This window comes from Bacteroides ndongoniae (genome assembly GCF_900108345.1).
In the GTDB taxonomy this organism is placed as follows: Bacteria; Bacteroidota; Bacteroidia; order Bacteroidales; family Bacteroidaceae; genus Bacteroides; species Bacteroides ndongoniae.
The window spans coordinates 1801792-1824375 of record NZ_FNVV01000014.1; the positions used below are offsets into that span (position 1 = coordinate 1801792).

At 37.9% G+C, this 22584-nt stretch carries 9 protein-coding genes; 4 read left to right on the forward strand and 5 right to left on the reverse strand.

From position 1 onward, the window contains the following. Window positions 1-469: 469 nt before the first annotated feature. On the forward strand, window positions 470-595 hold the full coding sequence (locus BQ5591_RS22050) for a hypothetical protein (protein WP_262483120.1): 126 nt from the start codon (window positions 470-472) through the stop codon (window positions 593-595). A 56-nt stretch (window positions 596-651) separates the two neighbouring features. After that, window positions 652-3966, forward strand: coding sequence for a hypothetical protein (locus tag BQ5591_RS18260; protein ID WP_159434513.1), 3315 nt, complete (start codon window positions 652-654; stop codon window positions 3964-3966). Between the two features lie 95 nt (window positions 3967-4061). Here the strand turns inward: BQ5591_RS18260 and BQ5591_RS18265 are convergent, their stop codons facing one another. The 3 genes from BQ5591_RS18265 to BQ5591_RS22055 form a co-directional block, all read right to left on the reverse strand. After that, window positions 4062-7064: a hypothetical protein gene (locus BQ5591_RS18265; RefSeq protein ID WP_159434514.1), complete on the reverse strand. Its 3003-nt coding sequence runs from the start codon at window positions 7062-7064 to the stop codon at window positions 4062-4064. A gap of 1120 nt (window positions 7065-8184) precedes the next feature. Continuing rightward, a complete protein-coding gene (locus BQ5591_RS18270; protein ID WP_159434515.1) occupies window positions 8185-11115 on the reverse strand; it encodes a hypothetical protein in 2931 nt (976 codons plus the stop codon). Window positions 11116-11170: 55 nt separating this feature from the next. Beyond that, complete coding sequence (locus BQ5591_RS22055) at window positions 11171-11299, reverse strand: hypothetical protein (protein WP_262483121.1); 129 nt, start codon at window positions 11297-11299, stop codon at window positions 11171-11173. A 1662-nt stretch (window positions 11300-12961) separates the two neighbouring features. Between BQ5591_RS22055 and BQ5591_RS18275 the strand changes: the two genes are divergently transcribed. Continuing rightward, a complete protein-coding gene (locus tag BQ5591_RS18275; RefSeq protein WP_083381030.1) occupies window positions 12962-14344 on the forward strand; it encodes a phage integrase SAM-like domain-containing protein in 1383 nt (460 codons plus the stop codon). Window positions 14345-14435: 91 nt separating this feature from the next. On the opposite strand, the gene BQ5591_RS18280 is transcribed toward BQ5591_RS18275, so the two are convergent. After that, window positions 14436-17564 (reverse strand): autotransporter outer membrane beta-barrel domain-containing protein, encoded by a 3129-nt coding sequence (locus BQ5591_RS18280; protein WP_159434516.1) that lies wholly within the window; start codon window positions 17562-17564, stop codon window positions 14436-14438. Window positions 17565-17627: 63 nt separating this feature from the next. Next, on the reverse strand, window positions 17628-17762 hold the full coding sequence (locus BQ5591_RS22060) for a hypothetical protein (RefSeq protein ID WP_262483122.1): 135 nt from the start codon (window positions 17760-17762) through the stop codon (window positions 17628-17630). A gap of 1476 nt (window positions 17763-19238) precedes the next feature. On the opposite strand from BQ5591_RS22060, the gene BQ5591_RS18285 reads away from it, so the two are divergent. Beyond that, the gene (locus BQ5591_RS18285; RefSeq protein WP_159434517.1) at window positions 19239-22397 is read left to right on the forward strand and encodes a hypothetical protein; all 3159 of its coding nucleotides are present in this window, start codon (window positions 19239-19241) and stop codon (window positions 22395-22397) included. Window positions 22398-22584 lie beyond the last annotated feature (187 nt).

Sequence of the window (22584 nt, forward strand, 5' to 3'; positions counted from 1 at the left end):
TTTTCTTCCTTCTATTTGTACTTAAAATCAGTGTTTTATAATACTCCCGTCCAGTGTCATGAAGTGGTGTTAATTGAACTTTTGGTTGATAATACTCTATAATGCAAAATCAGATAATATTCTGATTATAAATAATTTACATTTTCTTTCTTAATCGCACCATTCACACATGTTTTCTCGTTTACGTTCTTTTCTTATTATGTATTCTATTGATTATCAATAAAATACCATCGAAACCTATTTAGGAAATAAGTTAGTTACTTTGCAGCCTGAATTATGCGCTATTGTATAGTATGTTAATGTACATAAATACAGCGAATTAGCATAATATAAACGAATAAATCCGAAGATAAAATCAAACAGCAAAAAGATGTTGGAATTTACACCTTATTATATATAACAACTCATGACGAAAGAATAAATGAAAAACTAATAACACTTATTTTACTAACAATTAAAAACTAAAATTATGGAAATGGAAAAGTTTTATGTAGCTCCGGAAGTGGAAGTTCTGGAGGTGGAAATTGAGAAGGGATTTGCTGGTAGTGATCCTGGATTCAGCGATGATGGAACAGGTGGATTCCCTTTCAATTGATGTGAACGAAACAAAAGAATGAACATTAAACAATTACTTAAATTAATTAATTTAAAATGAGAACAAAACATGTATTAATGACGACAGCGTTTGCTGCGCTGTTTGCGGCTTGTTCTAATGAGGACTTCTTGGATAACGTACAAAATGTACCAAGTACTCAGGATGCGCAACGCCCCACTGTGGATAATGTTTTCCTGAATCTCGTGGAAGACAATGCTGAAACCCGCTTGGGATTTGGATTAAATGGCTATGCATGGGAAGAAGGTGACGTTATCGGAGCCTTGTTGATGGATGACTGGAACGATAATGTACTTAGAGGGGTTCGTCCCAGTACTGTAGATCAGGAAAAATGGGCTGATTTCACATGGACTGAAAGATATATCCTTTCAGATCAGATCCATACGGACTATCCTTTCACCCGTCAGGAAGACGGTTCTTGGACTTGTGGTACCAAGATGCAGGAAGGTAACTATTTCTTTGCTTTCCCATTTGCTTCATACCAAGGAAAGCGTGAGGCGCTGCACGACCTCAGCGAACAGGTTCAGGACGGTGTTACAACTGAATCTCTGCAGGAAGCATACGCTAAGAATAATTTCTTCATTGGTTATGCACGCATTAAGGCCGGTACAGAAAGTGATGATGTAGTAAGCACCAACCTGAAGATGACTCCAGTTTTGGGTGCAGTAGGTATCACAGTGAAGAACGTAGGTGTTGAATCATTTACTGTTAAGAAAATTGTTCTGAAAACTCCTGATACTGCTGATGACGGTTTCAGTACGATTATTAAGATTGATCCGACAAAAGCTACATACAAAGGTGAGGATGCTTCTATAGCCATGACATCACCATATTATAATGTTAACGAGAAAACAGCACAATGGGCTAATTCAACTTTAGGAACTTATTTTAACTATGCTAACTATGAAGAAATGACTTTCGATGGAACAGCATGGAATTATAACGATAAGTTTACCGAAAGATATACCAAGGATGGTGAGTTAGTAAACAACACTGAAAAGTCTCTTAACTACAACCGTGACAATGCTTTACGTGCCATCATCAATCCGGTTGAAAAAACTGATCACCGCGTAGAACTGACAGTAACAAACTCTCCGGTATTGAAGAGCACACAGTCTGCAAACTTTATTATTATGACTAATATCTATAAATATGATGCTGTTAATGAGGATAATACCATTACAGCTGACATTTATACTGATAGAGGTATGATTAAGGATGTGGAAATTTCCAATGTAAAAGGCGAGGTTGCTGGCAAGGGTGTAACTGTTATTTCTGAAAACCCGATCGTAGAAATCGCTCCGAATAAAGTGAACAAGGTGACTTTGGAAATTGATAACAACTCTGTTCAGGCTCCGCATGAAATGAACATCTTCAACGAAGAAGACTTGGTACAGTTCATTGAATGGAACCAGACGATGCGTCGTCCTTACACTGCAACACTGAAGAATAACATTACCCTGACTAAGGAAATGAGCGATCTTCTGACTAAAGAAGGTGTAAACTCTACATTGATTATAAAGAATGATGAAAATGCAAATCCTGCTAAGAAACTGACTATCGCTAAGGATGCCGCAACCAATATCCTTAACTATGTTCTGGTAGACGGTGAAATAGTAGTTGAAAACGCTCTGGTACTTGGCTCTAAGTCTTATGTAAAGGGTACATATACCGGATTAATCGGTTCTACAGATAGCCATTCTACAAAGAACCAAAAGATCAAGATCGCAGAAAACGCTTCTGTAACTGTATCTGGCGCTATCGAATACAAGTCTACTGGTGAACAGAAAGAGAAAGAACTGGTAATCAGCGAAAACAAGGGTGCACTTACCATCAACGCTGATGTAAACAAACTGACTGTTACAGAGAATAGAGGTACAATGGAGGTAAATGCTGTTGTAACAATTGCAGGTCAAAGCGCAAACAAGCAAAATGCAACTCTGACAATTGGTGCAAACGGTAATCTGGCATGTGCTGGAAAATTGACCAACCAAGGTTTAGCTGCACAAGAAGAATACGCTGTTATCTACAACAACGGTAAGATTTACAATCTTGTAAATGCTGCTTATGGTAAAGTTATTGTAGGCGAAGAAAAAGGTATCGTTACAAATGTAAACAGCAATGCAGGTATCATTGACATCTCTGCCAACATTGAAGCTGATATCAACAAGAAAGATGAAGGTACAATTGCCTATACTGTAGCTAAAGATGCAGCCGTAACTATGAAGTCTATTAAGGAAGCTAAAATCACTGAGCTGACAGTAGATGGCGGTAGCGTAACTTCTGTAAAAACTGACGGAGTTGTTGATGCTACAACTGTAAAGAAAGTAATTGTAACAGAAAACGGTGGTGCTATGGGCATCAAAGAGATTGGAAGCACATTCTCTAATGCCGCATTCGAAATCAACGGTGACGTTACTCTGTACAATCTGACTATCGGTAAGAACATTAAAGTGAAAGCCGGCACAACTACCATCAGAGGTACTGTAAACGCTAAGGATAGCGATATCACTTTGGCTAGCTATGATGACAAGAAGTATGTATCTTACGATGCTACCCTCAACGTCGCAACTTCTACTGATACTTTGATTGCAGCTTCTATTGCTAAGGTTTCAGGTCAGCCTAAAGCTGGTGAAGCTAAGGTTAGCAACCAAGGTTCTGTGAAACTGGCTAATACTAATGTTAGTACTGTAGTATGGACTGGTAACAACGCAACTAATCAAGATGCTGTTTATACAGATAAAACAGTGAACTTAATTGTAGTATACAATACTGGTTCTACCGCTACTACAGGTAACCCCACATCTGATGGCAATTACATCATTACAGGTAATGCTGGGTTTAAGACTTTAAATTCACTTGTTGCAAAAGGTTGGAAAGACGAGAGCAATAAGATAAATTATAAGTATGTGGTTAAAGAGGTTGTTATTGAAAACGAATTGTCATTTAACAATGATGCAACTAATGCCGCTCAATTCAGAACTCTTGTAGCTGGTCAGAAAGTTACATTGAAAAATAACCTTATATACTGCGATCCTGCTTATAATATCAGCATGGGTGATCTGATTTTAGAAGGTACTGACATCAAAATTGGAAGCGGAAATCAGAATCAAACAAGAACCTTCTTGACTGTAAATAGCATTGACTATTCTAAGGTTACCACAACACTCACTATCAATTCTGGTAATATTCAAATTGTTGGTGAATCTCAAGTAGGTCTTTCTGGTGGTGTTACTTACAATAAAGCTGTAACGAAGGCAGGTAATGGTAAGCTTGTCATTACCAATAAAGTAAATACAAGCGAACTGCTTGAATGGGACTTCACAAATGCTAAATGGGTAAAGATTCAATAATCCTGTAAGTTAATAAGTTGTAAGTTAATAAGTAAAGAGGGTATGCCACCAAGGCATACCCTCTTTCGTATTAAACTACTCAGAATAATATTTCTTTAGTTAGTAGCGTCATTTCCACTCCAGTGACTTCCATTGGTTGATTCCTTGCAATCATCAACATTTGCAATGGCAGTTGCATTACCACTATTATGAATAGTACCATAATTTGTAATTGTCAATTTTGCATCACTAGAACCTCTCAATGTGGCACCTTGTTCTATAGTAAGATCACCAGTCTTTGCTACGATGAGTGTTGCACCTTTCAATGCACCATTATTATCTTCAAGATCTACTATTACCAATTCACCACTCTTGATAGTAGAAGGTTGGCCTACGCTCAATGTGTTGGTATATACATTCAGTCGTTTGCCCGCAAATGCAACAGCACCCAATCCAACACCTTTCGAGAATTTACCACCTACACCAACAAGTGAAAGACCGTCAGTTTCAGGAGCCAATGTGCCCTTCATGATTATCAGCTGATTTGCCTTAGCTTTTGCGATATCGGCATTCAAATCTGCAATCTTCTTGCCTGTAACATCATCTACTACATATTGGCATGTCTGAGCTGCTCCATAAACAACATCTGCCTTAGAACTATTGTTAATAACACCATTACCATTCAATTCTCTTGTATAAGAACCGGCACCGGTTACAATAAATCCATCATTTCTTACTTGATGCAATGTTCCGAAGTTGCCAATAGTTCCAAACTGATTATAGATATACACACTATAAGTATCATTATTAGTACCTATTAATTTGGCACCGGCAGCAATATTAATATAACCATCATTAACGCTGCCATTAACTTCTGTGAGTACAACAGAGCCACCATTGATATAGATGTAGCAATCCTTGTAAATACTATTGTTATCTGCATCTACTTCACCACTATCAAATCGGTTATTGATAAGTTTAGCAATCGTAGCTTCACCTTCTGTTGTGAAGTTACCAGCTCTCTTAGTCTGATAATCTTTGTTGGTGAATGTACCCTCAACATTTAATGTTCCGTTATTGATAACCGAATCAGTATTCGTCAAATCTCCGCTTACGGTCAACGTGGCATTCTCGTTAATTGTCAATGTTGCAGCTTCTTTTCCACAATTTACACAGTCGTTGCTATTTATGATGTTTCCATCAACAGTTGTTGCAGTTTCCTTTTCAAGGTCTGCATCACCCGTTACAGACATATTCTTGGCATTCTCGATATTTGCATCTACTGCTACATTCTTGACAAACGCTAAGATGTTTTCATTTACGATCTTAGTAGCATCCAAGTTAATAGCCGGTTTATCCCATTCACCACCTTGTACATCCAATACACCAGTTTCTTCAACTGTAATTGTGCCGGCAACGTTTAAATCAGCTTTGAGTGTCAATGTATTAAAGATATTCAAATCCTTGATCCCACGTACTGCCTCATCTGATGTCTGGTCAGCTTCCAAAACAACATTTACACCGTTGTAATTGAACATGTTGATGCTGTTTGCAGCCTTCAAAATAATCGGAGTTTCTTGTTCAGCAGAGAATGTTACACCTACTTCTACATTTTGCTTGTCAGTGTAGTTCTTAATCAGGCTAACCACGTCATCTGTAATTTCCAGACCATTTCCATAAGCTGTTACATTGAACTGAATATCTTCGGTTGTAGTGGCAGATGTAAGTCTTGCGGAAATCAGTTTCAACAGGTCTTCTGTCGTTGATACACGTACTTCTTCTTCTTGATAGAAGTATTGGTCATCAAAGGTCAAGGTTGCTGTCGGGATTTCTTTGCCGCTTTCCCACAACATCAACTGATCAAGTTTGAAATCCGCATTATCTTTACCCAGTTTTCTCATAACGCCGTTACGCCATGCTCCTACTTTTGGATCAAACATCTTACCATAAACTACAACTTCCAATTCTTTCCATCCTTCAAATGCAGGCAAAGCAATCGAAGCGGTTGCAATTCTTTTCTGATAGTCACCGCCTGAAGTCTCGTTACCTTCCAAACGAACGCCACCTTCTGGGAAGTTGAACACATATTCATAAGCTACTGTAGCTTCTGAATCGTTTAATCCATAAGGAACACGCTCTTGGGTAGTTTCGTAATGAACCATGCTACGGGCAATTCCCTGTGTGAACCATGCATCGTTATAGAGACCTGCACCGAGAATCTTTTCGCCACATTCATCATATACGATTTGATCTTCGAACATCTTATCATTAACTAGCTGTTGGAGTGAATCGGCAATAAATCCGGGTGCCTGATAAGTATATGTTGCCTTAAGATCTTCAACAGGCCACCAAGTTTTTTCTCTTACGTCAGGTTTTACATAAGCTACAGTTGGTAACGGTTGCCCTTCGTGTGCTTTAAAAACGATCTTTTCAGCGATGAAAGGATTAGTAGCAACATTTTCGAATACAAATTTTGCATACGAAAGAATAGGCCACAGTTTAACATCAATAGTCAGGTTTTCGCCATCTTTCTTTTGATCACGATAAATCTGCTTGTAACTCAGCATGAACTGGTTTTCGCGGTTTACATAGTAATTACCTTTGGAAGCATCACTATGTTTTTCCATCGTAACATTCGGATTAATGTAGTACCACAAGTCACGTCGGTTAGTAGCCTTTTCGTTTTTGGGGAACATAATCATATAGTTTCCTTCAACCAACTGCGAAGCACGGTTAATCCACTTGCCATTTTCTTGCAGCTCATAACCGTAATTAGACTGAATATTATTGGTTGGCTCATACATCTGCCACCAATTACTTTGGTATTTCCAGAGGGTTTCATTGGCATTATCCAATTCACCGACAGTATTACCATCATTTCCGCCTCTGAACTCGTCCATCAGATAGAGTCCCAAGTTATCACCGGCATCAGGTGTAGCAGTTTCAGGATTGTAACGTGTTTCAGGCTCACCTGTCACAAAATCCACAACTCCCACAACAGGACGTCCGGCTAACGGATCATTTGTTGTAGAAGAAGGTGCATTAAGATAATCTTCTTGTGTACAAGCTGCAAACAATCCAGACAATGCAGCTGTCATCAACAAATACTTTGTTTTCATTTTTAATAATTTAATGTTAATAGATACATCCAAACTTAATTAAGCTGGTACATCACCACCAAAATCTACACTTCCTTCGAAGCCCTTCTCAATTTCCACCTCCAGAACTTCCACTTCTGGAGCTACATAAAACTTTTCCATTTCCATAATTTTAGTTTTTAATTGTTAGTAAAATAAGTGTTATTAGTTTTTCATTTAATCTTTCGTCATAAGTTGTCATATATAATAAGGTGTAAATTCCAACCTCTTTTTGCTGTTTGATTTATCTTCAGATTTATTCGTTTATATTGCGCTAATTCGCTGTATTTCTGTATATTAACATATCATACAATAGCGCATAATTCAGGCTGCAAAGTAACTAACTTATTTCCTAAATAGGTTTCGATGGTATTTTATTGATAATCAATAGAATACATGCTAAAGAAAAGAACGTAAACGAGATAATATATGCGTATAGTGCGATTAAGGGAAATTCTGTAATTTATTTATAATTAGCAGATTAATACATTCCGCATTATAGAGTTTAATCAATCAAAAGTTCAATTAACACCACTTCATGACACCTGAAGGTAGTATTATAAAACGTTGATTCTGAGTGTATATAGAAGGGAAAAAGTAGTGGATGCGGTGGTGTTGGCACCTATAATTGATACTTAGGAGTAAAAAGGTGTAAGAATATAAGATAGAAAATCTTACTTTCTAACTGATAGTTGAGAAGCAGAATATATATCGTTGAGGGATGAGTTAAGGAATGGAGAGTAAAAATGGTCCTTTACAAAGAGATTGAAAATAGGGGCAGATATAGAATCAGAATTGGATGTAATAAGTCATTAGTTATTCACTGTCTGAACCGTTAACTAACGAGTAATATAAGTCGTAAATTATTTTATTGACAAACTATTAGTTATTCAGTTTGTAAGGCGATAAATAAAGCTCATTTGGGATAGGATATGTAGATATAGAATCAAAATACCTTATTCTAATAAGAAGGTGATTGTATTTGGCTGTATACTTTATGGTATTACAATGAGATAATACGTTCGTTCACCTTCCCCTCTCTATTGACAATAAAAAAGGTGAAGCATAAAGCTTCACCTTCTTTAATTAATTATAGAACTACTTAATTCTGAGCAGCATTACCAGTCCAGTGATTATTAGCAGCAGTTGAGCAATCAGTGTAGTTCTGAATGTTTTTGATCGTACCACTGTTGTGTACATAACCCGGTACATTCAATGTCAATTTAGCACTGTTTCCTCCACGGAATGTTCCATAATTGCTAACATTCAGTTCTCCATTAACTGTAGCAGTAGCGCTGGTAGTATTTTGTTGCAATACAGCCAATTCACCGTGATTGATTGTAGTTACACCTTCGATGCTCAAGGTACTTGTGTAAAGGATGAGATATTTGCCTATCGTTCCTTCCAAATTAACTCCATTCAATACAACACCTTTACCGAAGTAGCCTCTATTTTCGCATGTGATAGAACCACCATTCAAGCTGAATGTATCTTCGAACTTCAATGTTCCGCCATTGATAATCAATTGATTAGCGTCAGCTTTCTTCACATTGTCGTTCAATTGTTCCAAAGTCATATCAGAGATATTGTTTTCAATATATTGACAAGTCTGATCGTTATTATAAGAAACGTCACCCATTTCTGAATTGTCGATAATACCTTCACCTGATGTCACATTAGTAACAGATACTTCATCCAGAACCTTGATAAAGCCATTGTTATTGACATTATGAATAGTTCCGGCGTTTTCAATGGTAGATTCAATTTCATTTACAACACCTCCAAGTGTATTCTGCTTCGTTATCATGATGGCGTTATCTTTTACAGTAATCTTACCACCAAGATAGTTTCTAATATACGAGAAGTTAACAGTCTTGCCTTCAGCTATAATTACGGTTCCATCATTGTAGAAGCGACGTTGCATACCGGTTGCTATAGCATTTGCATTGATGTTCAATGTTCCATGATTGTTCAACGCTTGCTCGCCTTCAGTCATAGCTGTATTCTCATATGCAAACTCAGAATCACCATTAATGTTCATGACACCATTATTGGTAACTTTCTCCTTGTATAATGTACCAGTTAATGTCATAGTACCATTGTTCAACAACTCATCATCAGCATTTGCGATAGTAGCAGTTCCGGCGTTAGTTACCTTTTGCTTTTGCAGAAGCTTAACGGTGTAGTTACCAGTAGCGGTATTATTTACAAGACCGTCTACATTATCAGCTGTGAAATCACCACTGTTTTCAATAGTGCCTTCAACATCGGCAGCATTGACTGTACCTGCATTCATTATCTTAGACTTAATTGTAATATCATTAGTCTTAGTGTCAAGTTCACCACCTTTGGCAACGATAATTTCGCAATTTTCAAGTACTTTATACTTATATGGACTACTTGGATCTACATAGTTCGCCAATTTTTCTTCTGCTTTCACTTGCTTGCTTTCGATATTCAAGATAGTCTTAGCACTTGTAGGATCGCCTATCGGATAGTGGAAATAAAGTTTGTTGATAGCATTTGCTGGCAATCCTGCTGGCAAAGTGATGTAGCCATTGATATGCAAACGAATGTTAGGTTTAGCTTTTAACATGTCATAAGCGGCTTTACTCAATTCTACACGTTTGCCAATAGTTTTCAGTGTAACATCCTTCACGCCGGTTTCGCTATTAGCCTGAGCCAATATCCATTCCAGTCTTTCGGTAGATGAAATCTTGAAGTCACTGATGCTATAGCTTTGCAGAGCAGCTGCATCAAGATTTGCTTGGAATACTTGTGTTGCACCAGGCTTCAGGAACTTATGAGCAGCATCACTAACCACGTCATCCCAAACTGAGCCATCAATGCCACCTTGAGTTTGAGGTCTGCCCATATCGATGCGAGCTACCATCTGTTCTCCGTTACCGTTACCAGAAGTTACTTTTTCGACAAAGATCAATACTTCAAAAGTTTCAGGCATATCGTGGTTATAAACGCCACCAGGCATTACAATACGGCCTACTGCGTAATCGCCACCTTCTACAATGTATTCGTTACCAAACTGAACTTCATACTCATAAGTCGGGGCAATCTCCATGTCTGTTTTCCAGAATTCTGATGACAATCCGTGAACTGTAGTAGACGGATCTATAAGCAGAGAGCTTCCATCAGCTTTACGCGGATCAATTTTTTCTTCTGGAGTAGCACCATCTACACCGATATAACGTTGAGCACGCAACCACATGTCACGAGTATGTTCTGTAAAATTCATACTTTCCCATGACTTATTGACTTTGTCAAATTTAGCAGTTTTTGGCGCTAACATCATTGTTGTAGCCATCAGATGAGAAGTACCATCCAAGTCGATTCCATCATTATCCGGATTACTATTGGTACGAACTACCATTCTAGTAACTTTCAGTTTCATACCAGTCATATTGGCTATCTTGAAGGCAGGAGTCGCGAACAAAGGTACAAAATCGAAACCAATTTTATTTACGCCTTCGTCTGTTGCCTCAATAAACTTATAGCCCAACCATTTTTGGTTGTCTTTGATAGACTGCATTTGGAAATACTTGCCAGTTGCAGGGTCGTAATTCTTCTGTACGGGATTTACGCTCCATCCGACAAGACCGCGATGAGTAAACTTCTTATCGTAAGGGAAGTAGAAGAAATAGTTACCTTCGCAAACTGCCGCATCTTCGGGTGTATTCCATGTAGTCACACCGTCTTTTGTAGTACGAACAAACGGATAGTTAGTGTGTACATAATCTGTAAACGTATAATGATCGATACCGTCTGCTACTTCGTCCCATGTATCCATCAGTAAAGCGCCAATCTTATCGCCATCAGCGAAATACCATTGCCAACCATCGCCCCCCTTGTCATACTCCAAACGGGTATTTGCTTCGTCAAATGCCAAAGCAACCTTAGCAGTTGGTCTGTTGCCATCAACCACCACCGGAGCCTGTTCATTCAGAAAATCTTCATTAGAACAAGCAGCCAATAATGCTGTGATAGCCATAGTTGATAAAAATCTACCTGTTTTCATTCTTGTTTTAGTTAATTAATTAAAAATAAAGTTATTCGTCTACAAATAATAATCATCAAACTTCTTGATCTCCACCTCCGAAGTCAGGATCACTTCCATCACCAGGGCTTGCAGCAAACCCCTTCTCTACTTCTACCTCCAGAATTTCCACATCCGGAGCTACATAAAACTTTTCCATTTCCATAAATTTAATTTTTTAATTGTTAATAGTTAATAAAATAAGTGCTATTAGTAAAATTAGTGCTATGAGCCTTTCAGTTTATTCTTCGTTTCGAATAGTTATATAATATAATAAGGTGTAAATTTTGATATCTCCATTTTGGTGTTCAATTTTACTTTTGGATTCATTCGCCTAAAATCATCTAACTTACTGTATTTCTGCATATTAACATACTATACAATAGCGCATAATTCAGGCTGCAAAGTAACTAACTTATTTCCTAAATACAAAATAAATTTCGTATTTTTTGTACTCATCGAAAAGTTAAAGTCACTTTTAAGCCCTCCAAGATTACTCTTCCTAAGCTTTTTCAACCTTGCTGGACTAGTTTCTTTCAACGACCTTCCTCCTGTCATGGTTGTTATTTACTCCTTTCTTATATCTTTCGTCAAAATATTTATGCTTTTTCAGGGTCAAAGATAGGGCTTTTCTCATTAACTACAAACATTTTTGTGGTTTTTTCTTTTGAAAGTCTAAAAAATGTTTTGTGTGAAGACTGTTTTAGGCGTATCTAAAGCTTCCTAACGGGATTTTGTGCATTTTTTGCTTCGTCTTTTTGACTCATTTCTTTGGGTTTACCCTTCATTTTGTCGCCCAAATATTCCGATTACTGACTTCTTCCAGTTTTGTAACACAAATGTAACCCGATTTTTTCTTCTTGTCAAGATATGGTATTTGTTAAGTAGATTTCTTATACGGGTAACGCTTGTATGGTTGCGGAACAACACTTGTGTGGCTCGCGAGCAACACTTGCACGGCTCATGAGCCACACTTGTGTCGCTCACGAGTCATGCTGGCTTTAGGGGGATGGATACCCGAATCGACTTTGAGAGCTGAATCCGGCGATTGACCGCAATCTCCATGTCGATTTTTAGTAATTCGGCGATTTGGGGAGAGAGCAGTATTTCATTATGACGTGCTAACTACCTACTTTTTCTGTCTAATGTAGATGTTTTTGTTCGCCAAGTGCCACTTGACGGACGTAATGTGCCACCTGGTGAAGTGCAATATCTGTTTATGGTCCGGATAGATAACCTGAACAAGCAATCATTAGAATTGGTTTGTGCGAATTCGGCTTCACGCCTTCACCTCTGAAGAAGTCACCTGAATGACAGATAGATACGGTGAAAGATAAGGCTTCAAGCACGGTTCACTATAGGTGAAAGCAAATAATGACTGATTTACATCTTTCACCGTAACAGGTTAACGGTAAGTGCTTTACGATGAAACTTCACCGATGGAAGATGTGTTTATTCTTTGTGAAAGGTTTAAGGCTCCGTGAACGGGGCAAAATGTTTCACGCTTTCGGCTGGTGAAAGGTTATTTCGACCTTGTAAACGTCGGTAAATCTTCACTTCCACTGATAGATGTTTTCTGTATGATGACACCGTGATGAGTTCTTCGGTTTTTGAGTTCATAAGTCTGTGAAGCCATAAGTAATTGTCTTACTTTAACTTAAATACTAAAAAACGTACAAACGAATAAACTTGCCTATTTATCTTTGTCTTTGGATTATGCCTGGCGGCCTGTCTCCCGGACTAGCGACCTGAGTTGTAATCGGGTTCTAACGGAGCAGGTTTTGAGCTGCAGGCATACCTTATTATATTAACTCTAAATTCAAATGCCATGAAGAAAAACTTCTTGTATCTGAAATGTAGCGATGAATTGAAGGTGCATTTCAATTTGAAGCAAATGAGAGAGAAAGATCAGCTGACTCAGATCATGCTGGTGATGACATTGAACAGACGCAGAGTCAGGATGTATACAGGATTGCGGGTGAAGCCGCGCTTTTGGGACAAGGAATCGTACCGCTGCGTGACCGAGGGACGAATCACTAAGCGCGACCGCTTGGGGCTGGAAAACATCAACCGGCAGATCAACCGGATGGAACGGGCGCTGAGCGACGCGGACGAACACCTGGCTACTTGTGGCGAGTATCTGACGGAAAGTGTGCTGCGGCGGGTGATAGACGAAGTGCGGTCGGAGTCGTTCACCAGCGAACATCCGTTGCAATACCTCCGTCGGTTGGCCCAAGACTACATGAACGAAATCAACCGTCGGGGAAAGCATGGCAACGAGAGTTCGAAGAATACCTATCTGACAGCCGTAGCCCGTCTGGAAGACTATAATCGGACGCGAAAGGTGCCGATCACATCGTTCAATGATTTCGACCGAAGATTTTTTATCGACTTTACTAATTATCTTTACAATTACAGGTTCGGAAAGAAACTGGAAAAGAACTACACCCAGAATACGGTTGTCAACACGCTGAAAGTTCTGACAGTTAATAATTTGAATTACGATTTGTTGAACGGTAAGAAAGGTGAGACAACTGCAAAAGAGCTGTTCGGACAATATCGTGAGGCCAATTTAACAACTACAGAACAAGTAGCTTTGACTAACGCATTCAATGATTATCAAGCGGTAGTAACCACAGCAGACATTCTTGATTATTATACAGATGCTGTGAAAGCTGTTGTTGCTGAAAATGAAAAGGCAACTGCTTTCCAAACTGTAGTGAAAGGGTTGACATGGACTGTAACAGATGGTAGTAAGCGTATCTATACACAAGAAGGTAATGTTTCTGCAGAAACTGCCGCATTGAATGACTTTAAAGCTGCTGTAGCAGATGGAACAATTTCAGTTGCTAATACATTGGATAAAGTTACACTCTGCACATCTTCTACCAACTATGCTCCTGCATGTAGCCAAGTATTTGTAACTGATGTTATCTACACAATCTTTAGTGAAGATGCTATTGCTTTGACACAGGATTGGTCGTCATTGCTTAATCAACGTTATGCAACTGATGGAAATGCTGAAAATTGGACGTTAAATACAGTACAGAATTGGATTAATGCTGTATCTCTTAGCACTAAATCAACCTTGATTCTGGATGCTGCTAAGAAGTTTATCACAGACAACAATCTGCTTTCTGTAAGCAAGTCTTGGACATATGATGATAAGATTATTAAGGCTATTGTAGCTGATCAGGCTTATAATAAGTAATCAACATTTTACCTATAAATGAAGAGAGGGTACGTCTTCGTGACATACCCTCTCTTTTATTATATAGCAATAGTTAATTGTAGAATTTCAATTAATTACCGCAGTTTGCAATCTGACCATCAGTATATTGCCAGCTTTGGTACTCAGTCAGATATTTCTTAACTACTTCCTGAGCACTTTGGATCAACAAGCTTTCTTTTGTAGTAGTTGCAATAGCCTTCATCCATGCTTTGAGGGTATCCATATTCTTAACTTCTCGTATATCAGAAGTTCCAAGGGTAGCATTCCAACTACCTTCGCCATTGCGATAAACTGTCATCACTTCATCCAGCTTACAGCCTACCCAGATGTATGCGTAAGGAGTAGCATCTGCAGACTTGCTCAATGCAGTAGCAATTTCAGAGTCAGAAAGCTTCCAAGCAGCAGCTGCAACCTTTGCATCCAAAGACATTTCTCCAGCCAGTACTTTACGTAAATCATCGTATGCTTTAGCCTCTGTATCAAAAAGCGTAGCTTCTTGAGATATAGTAACACCTCGGAAACCTCCGTTAGTAGCAATGATAGTCTTTTTCAGAGTAGCAACATTGGCATTCAGAATAGCATCAACAGCAGTTGTGAATTCACTTACAGCGTTATTGCCTGACTTCAGAACTTCAGCAAAAGTTTTACCTGTGTTGGCAATCCAAACTGTTTCAAGAGCTTTAGCAGCCTTCACATAAGCTTCGTCTGTTGGAAGAGCAGCCCAAGCTGTTACAGTTGCAATAAACTTGTCCACATCGTAAGGATTAGCATTATAATAAGTACCTAAAGCTAAATAGCTACCCCAATAATTAGCCCATTGAGCAACAGCGTCATTCATTGTATCTTGCTTAGAAGTATCAGGGACTTGAGGTGCTTCTTCTTTTACGGCTTCATTATATTTCCAAGTACCATTGTTACCAGTAACACTTACACCATAAGCCAGTGTTACACTTCCGTTGTTATTAACTGTACCGTTGTTCTCGAATTTAGCAGAAGCATAGATGTCACCATTGTTGGTCAGCACACCTTCTTTCTTAACTACCACATTCGTAACAGTGATATCACCATCCAATGTAGTTGCACCTTCAACAACGAGGTCTGTAACGTTCAAAGTAACCTTGTTACCAACGCTCAGGCTTGAACCATCTTCGGCAACAATTGTCTTGAATAAGCTAACAGTAGCGCCCGCACTTTGTGATGTAGTGATTTCAGAGATGCCTTTCTTCACAACCAACTTATTAACTTTGGCCTCAGTCAGAGTTTTTACTGTAGCATCGTTGATAGTAGCTCCAGATACTTCATAAGAGATAGTACCGCCAGCTACAATCTTTGCACCGTTTACGTAAATGATTTCACCGTTATTTGTACCACTTACCTGTGCATTGGCTGCAGTCTGAATCAAACCACTGTTTGTTACGTCCATCAGGATTGCACCTGTACCCATAACAATCTGTCCGTCTTCTTCGTTAGTTACATTCTGCATATAACCGTTGTTGTTGATCACAGCATTAGCTTCGTTGGTGATAGCAGCCTTGCTATCTGCATCCTTAGCAACGTTGATTACGGCATAGTTAGTAATAGCAGTAGAACCTTTTGCGATAGCTGCATTTTCACCGATTTCCAGTGTACCGTTGTTTTTAATGGTAGTCGGCAATACAGCCTTGGCATCGTTGATTGTCAGCTTAGCACCTTCGGCAACAGTGATAGAAGCTACCTTGTCAGATTTTTCTGTCAATGCAAGTTCACCTTCAACCACAACTGGAATTGTGTTTGCAATTGTCAGCTGTGCATCGTCCAATACTGTAGCAGGTACATCCTTGGCAAGAGTCAGCTTCACATTAGAATAATTTGTACCATCATAATTGGTAATTTCCAGAATAGTCTTGCTATTAGTCTGAAGCATATCAAGCATTTCCTTCGTAAAGGTAACGTCCTGTTTCAATACAGCTTTTACATCACGTGCACCAGCAATCTGCGTATTCCACTTGATATACTGTAACAGGTCGGAAGCATTGAAGATCTCCATTTCTTCAGGAACCACGAATGAGTTATCATCAATCTGGATACCAATAGTATTTGTTACATTCGGAGCAATCTTCACTACCTTAGAATCTGTAACTACAGAATAACCGGTAGATTCAGCATGGATTTTAGACAAATCAACACCGCTTACCATACCTTCATCTGTATAGATAGAGAGATTCAGTTTGTCAACACCAATTTCAAAAGGATTACACATGATCAATACATATGCTACCTTATCCTTGGTCAAAGCTCTATCTTCCTTGCTACCATTGATAGTCAGCTGGGCTGAGTTCTCAATGCTGAGTGTAGAATGTTCTTTAACTACAGCACGTAAAGCTTCGATACGGTCGTAATTGTCACCTTCTTCAATATTGTAAACATAATCTCCACCAGCGGCATATAAATCTTCCTGATTACCGGTATAGTTAGCGTAATTGAATGAAGTGTTGTCTGTTGTCAGATTCCACTTTCCGTTATTACCATATACAGCTTTTGTCGGATCAAAAGTTAATACAGAAGCAATGTTATCATTACCACTCAGAACAACTTTATTAATATGGTAAGTTTGTGTACCAGTATTAGTGATACGTAATTGGATAGCACCCAAAACAGGAACCATTTCGACGTCGTTCAGCACATCTGTATTGTGTGTACCGGCCATGATTTGAGAATAACCGATAAAGAATTGGTTATCAGCATATGACTGTGCCACAACATTACTAGCCACACCTTCCTGTTGCTGGTTCAACAGAGAATGAACTACTTCACGACGTCCGTCGTAGTTTTCCCAAGGATAAGCGAAGAAGTAGTTACCTTCAAGCATTTTGGTATTGCATCCCCAAGTTTCGTCTGCAGTACTGTAAGTGAATGGATAAGAAGTATGGATATTAGAAAGCAAGCTATACTTCTCAAGCCATGTTCCTGATGTCTGCTTAACATTATCCATCAACAGTGCGCCGATAGTATCGTTGGCTTCCCAGGCATAACCGTTCTTGCCAAATACCACACGGGTTTCTGCATCGTCTCCGATGAAGTTAAGTCTTACATCACTAACGGTAGGTCTTCCTTCGTTAGCTACATTATTCTGCGGTGTATCCAACATGAAGTCATCATTGGTACAAGCAGAAAACATTGCTGCAATTGCAGCTGTGTAAAGTAAATGTTTTGTTCTCATTTTAATAATTAATTAATTATTGGATTTTAATTACTAATCAGTTTTCAGGCAAATGTTTCATCCTTACGGCAGATCAACACCACCTGTACCATCATCACCGAAATCCGGTCCTTCTACAGTACTTCCTGCGAAGCCCTTTTCAATAGCTACCTCCAGAACTTCCACTTCCGGAGCTACATAAAACTTTTCCATTTCCATAATTAATTGTTTTTAATTGTTAGTAAAATAAGTGTTATTAGTATTTCGTTTTATTTTTCGTTCTGAATCGCTATATATAATAAGGTGTAAATTCCAACCTCTTTTTGCTGTTTGATTTATCTTCGGATTTATTCGTTTATATTATGCTAATTACTTGTATTTCTGCATATTAACATATTATACAACAACGCATAATTCAGGCTGCAAAGTAACTAACTTATTTCCTAAATAGGTTTCGATGCTATCTATTTGATTATCAAAGTTATATATTCAATAAAGATCAATATTGAATTTGGAAAGGAAAAACTAAAGGATTTATCGTTTTATCATAATCTACTTATATTCAATATATTATACTCCACTTTGTAGTAGAATGACTTTTTTAAAGAAATGGTCAGACACCATATTCTGACACTAGTAAAAAATATAATAACATATTGGTATTGAGTATTGATAAGACATTGAAAAATAATATTTGCAATATTCAAGACACTGAAAATTGACACTAGTACATAAAAGTAAGTAAAGATATGTAAAGAATAAGAAGAGTAAGTAAAGACATATTGGAAGAGCAATGAACTAAGTGAAATCCAAGAATTGTATAGTAAAACTTCTGAGTTATATTTTCTTACACATTTTCAAGTACTAGTGTCTGTTTGTGGTGTCATATATGCTATAATTATTACTTTCTTGTATATCATATATACATAGCATCAATACATTATGTTACTCAGAATTGGTGTCAAAAAATAGTGCTTACTATTATTTGATTCAATTCTTTATCATAGCATAGATTTATTAACTAATTGATTTCATGACATTTACATAATATTCAACTGTCTTATCCTTCAATTTCCGGTTTTTCAACCTATTTATCTCATTTAATTAATATATTGATTATCAATAGAATACACCCGAAACCTATTTAGGAAATAAGTTAGTTACTTTGCAGCCTGAATTATGCACTGTTGTATGGTATTCTAATATGCAGAAATACAAGAAATTAGCATAATATAAACGAATAAATCCGAAGATAAATCAAACAGCAAAAAGAGGTTGGAATTTACACCTTATTATATATAGGGAATGGTTCGATACAAGAAGAAAGGACTTACGATAATTTTCATGGCTTAACAATATACAGCGTGCGATACGCTAAAGAAACTTAATTTTATAATAAGGTATGTCGCACTACATGCAACAGCAACTAAACGAAAAACGAGAACGAAATACTAATAAACATTAATTTATTTACTAACAATTAAAAACTAAAATTATGGAAATGGAAAAGTTTTATGTAGCTCCGGAAGTGGAAGTTCTGGAGGTAGAAGTTGAAAATGGGTTTGCTGCAAGTCCTAATGAAGATGGACCTGAAATTGTGATGTAATAGGCATAATGCTATTATCACCATGGAAAATAAGAATGGTGAAAACAACAATGCATTTCTTAACATTATTAATTAATTAATATTTATTTATGAAGACAAAACATTTGTTTTTTGCGGCAGCTTTGCCTCTGGCATTTGCTGCTTGTACAAACGAGGATTTCGAATCCATGAACGGGCAACCCGAGATTGGTGGCGATCAACGTCCCCTCGTTGAAGTAAAATTGGATTTCCAAAAGGGAGATGCCAATACTCGTGTCGATTATGATGGCACTAAGTATTCTTGGGAAAGCACTGATTCAATCGGCGCATTCCTGATGGATGAAATAGCTTCTAGTAACCGTCCTTTTGGCTCTACTGCAGAGGCTTGGAAAAAAGAAACTTGGTTGGAACACTATAAACTAGTGAATTATATCCATACAGACTATCCTTTCTCATGGAGTACAACTGAAAATGCATGGGTAGCACCTTCCAAACTGCAAGAAGGTAACTACTTCTTTGCTGCACCTTATGAAACATATAATGGTGAACGTCAATTGGTACACTATATTGATGGTCAAACTCAGACCGGTGGTAGTGTTGAAAGTATGAATGAAGCCATCTCTAAGAACCAATATTTCATTGGTTATGCACAAGTAAAGGCAGGTACCGGAAATAAAGAAGCGTTAAAGAGCGTAATTATGACTCCAGTTTTGGCTCCGGTAAAAGTTACTCTGCGTAACATTGGTACATTAGCTAAAGATGTAGAAAAAATCATTATCCGTGGTACTAATGTAGCTACAGCTTTGACTGTAAATCCGACTGATGCACAGTATGGTGGTACTAACGAAGATGGTTCTATTAAAGCAGGTAATGCTTATAATCTTGAAACAGGCAAAAGTGTTAGCTGGATTACGAACGATAATAACTTTAATTATGCTAACTTGATTGATGCTGAAGAAGATGTATATACAGTAGCTGGAAAGCAGTTTGTATATAACATTGCATCTGGAGCAACAGATTACAATAAAGGCGATGCTTTACGCCAAATTGTACACCCCAGTTATTCAGAATCTACAGCCGCAGCTGCACCTGAGTATGAGAAGCAAGCAGTATTATCTTTCACTTCTCCAGTAAAGGTTAATCCTAATGGTGGTGAAATCCATTTTGCTGTAATGGTTAATACTTTAGAAAAGATCGAGGGTTCTGAAAATTTAACAATGGATATCATCACTACTCAAGGTCAAATTACAAATATCGATTTGACTACAGCTAAAGAAGAGGAAGTTGGTGCAGCAGGACTCGATCCCAATACTGTATTGCTGAATAAGGCTGTCACTTCTTTGAAACCGGGTACAAAGAACGAACTGATCATCCAATTCGATAACAACTCTGTAGTGAAGTCTTCTACGAAGAACATTCAAGACGAGGATGAACTGTTGGCTTTCATCAACTGGAATGCCGAAAATACTCGTCTGAACACTGCAACGTTGCAAAGAGATGTACGCTTCACTAAAGAAATGTACGATGCTTTGACTGCTGATAGCTATAAGGGTAGACTTGCTATCAAATATACAGGATCTGATAAGAACAAGGCTAAACTTCTCGTTGATAATGATGTACCGACAGATGTTTTGAATGTTCTTGATCTGAACGCGACTGACATAGTTGTTGTATTGGATGGTGAACGTGAACTGACCAAGGATATCGCTGACAAGCTGAAAAACGGTGGTTTGACCATTGAAAACATCGGTACAATGGCTATTAACGAAGACGTAACTACATATGTTGAGTTGAATAACTACGGTACTATCAATATTGCAGAAAGCGCTAAGCTGAATGGTACTTCTAGCAACACTAAACTTTACAACTATGGCACGGTAGTAAACGATGGTGAATTCTACAACCTGAACAACAAAGTGGATGCAGACCGTGAATCCAAGGGTTGGGTGAAGACTGGTAAGAAGAACCACTTTGCTAGCAATGCTGCTGATGCTACTATCCAGCTGATGAATATCGAAGACGAAGTAACTGGTAGCGTTAGCGGTGGTACCATTTACTTTGAGACTGCCGAAGGTGTGAAAGTAAGTGATCTTAATTCTGTTAAGAACAAGAGAACTGTCGGTGTTACTAAACTGCTGGTAACAGGTGGTACCATTGATTTCGACAACTGTGACAACAACTCTGTTGTAGAACTGACAATTAATGGTACTGTATCTGTTGAAGGCTGGAACAATGCAACTCCGCGTGTATCTACTTACCATAAGTTTACAGGTGTAACAGAAGCTTCTATCAATGGTAATGTGACATTCACTAACGCTGGTATTGAAGGTTCTTCTGATGTAACATTCGAAGCTGAAAGTGCATTGAGCTTCAACAAAGAGGTTAACTTCAACGATGTAACCTTTATCAAGGGTGCAACCGTTAACGTAGCTAATGGTGCAACTGTAACAGTGGACAATGTGACTTGGAATGCTAATAATATCACTAACTTGGGTACGTTCCAATATGTAACTAGTTCGAACACCAATTATACAGTAATTGCTGGTAATCCTATCAAGCAAAAACCGACAGATCCTACTCCTAATAAGAAAGTATCAGTAGAGGTTAATGTTGTATTTGATGCAACATTTATGGGAACAAATGGCTTAGAGCCAGCTGATAGTGATAATAATGGTAAAGAAACAATTACTTATACTATTAAAGACGCAGCAGGCTGGACAACATTAGCTAAAGGATTAGCAGATCCTGATACAGATGATGATGTAGACTATAGTTATACCATTAAAGATATTACTATTAAGTCAGATCTGAATAACACGAATCTGTTCGGTGTATCATATACAGAAAACAAAGTAACCAAATACCGTCACGATGACTTCAAGGCTGTTGTTGCTAACAAGAAAGTGACTTTGGAAAATGCAAAATTAATAGGTTGCAATTCCTCTTATGGTATCAGCATGGGTGAGCTGTATGTGAAGGGTACCACTGTTACAATCGGTAGTGGTGATAGTGCTAACATTAAGACATTCTTGAATGTAAGCAAGTTTGATTATTCTGGTATGGAAGCAAGTTCTACATTGACAATAAATAATGGTTATATACAAGTAGCCGGTACAGCTCAATTAAACGGAAAGAATGGTGTCGGTGTAACCAATAATATTACATCAATTAGTGGAACTAACGGTAAACTTGTTATTACTAAATTAGGTTCTTCTGGTGAGCTCCTTGAATGGGATTTTGCTAATCAGAAATGGGCTAATCTTAAATAATATAGATTACTGAGATAATATAAAAAAGGGTGTGCATTTTGAAGTGCACACCCTTTTTTTTACAATACAACGATAATTTTACCAAACATAACTGCCTAGAGAACTTTTTGTTATCTATACTCGTACTTATTTTACGTAAAACACTACTATTTTCCAGTTACCAAAAATTTCCTCCCCAGTTACCAAA

What these genes read in the sequence shown, in the direction of transcription:
- BQ5591_RS22050 (WP_262483120.1), top strand. Translation starts at nt 470, where the DNA reads ATGGAAATGGAAAAGTTTTATGTAGCTCCGGAAGTGGAAGTTCTGGAG.
- BQ5591_RS18260 (WP_159434513.1), top strand. Translation starts at nt 652, where the DNA reads ATGAGAACAAAACATGTATTAATGACGACAGCGTTTGCTGCGCTGTTT.
- BQ5591_RS18265 (WP_159434514.1), bottom strand. Translation starts at nt 7,064, where the DNA reads ATGAAAACAAAGTATTTGTTGATGACAGCTGCATTGTCTGGATTGTTT.
- BQ5591_RS18270 (WP_159434515.1), bottom strand. Translation starts at nt 11,115, where the DNA reads ATGAAAACAGGTAGATTTTTATCAACTATGGCTATCACAGCATTATTG.
- BQ5591_RS22055 (WP_262483121.1), bottom strand. Translation starts at nt 11,299, where the DNA reads ATGGAAATGGAAAAGTTTTATGTAGCTCCGGATGTGGAAATTCTGGAG.
- BQ5591_RS18275 (WP_083381030.1), top strand. Translation starts at nt 12,962, where the DNA reads ATGAAGAAAAACTTCTTGTATCTGAAATGTAGCGATGAATTGAAGGTG.
- BQ5591_RS18280 (WP_159434516.1), bottom strand. Translation starts at nt 17,564, where the DNA reads ATGAGAACAAAACATTTACTTTACACAGCTGCAATTGCAGCAATGTTT.
- BQ5591_RS22060 (WP_262483122.1), bottom strand. Translation starts at nt 17,762, where the DNA reads ATGGAAATGGAAAAGTTTTATGTAGCTCCGGAAGTGGAAGTTCTGGAG.
- BQ5591_RS18285 (WP_159434517.1), top strand. Translation starts at nt 19,239, where the DNA reads ATGAAGACAAAACATTTGTTTTTTGCGGCAGCTTTGCCTCTGGCATTT.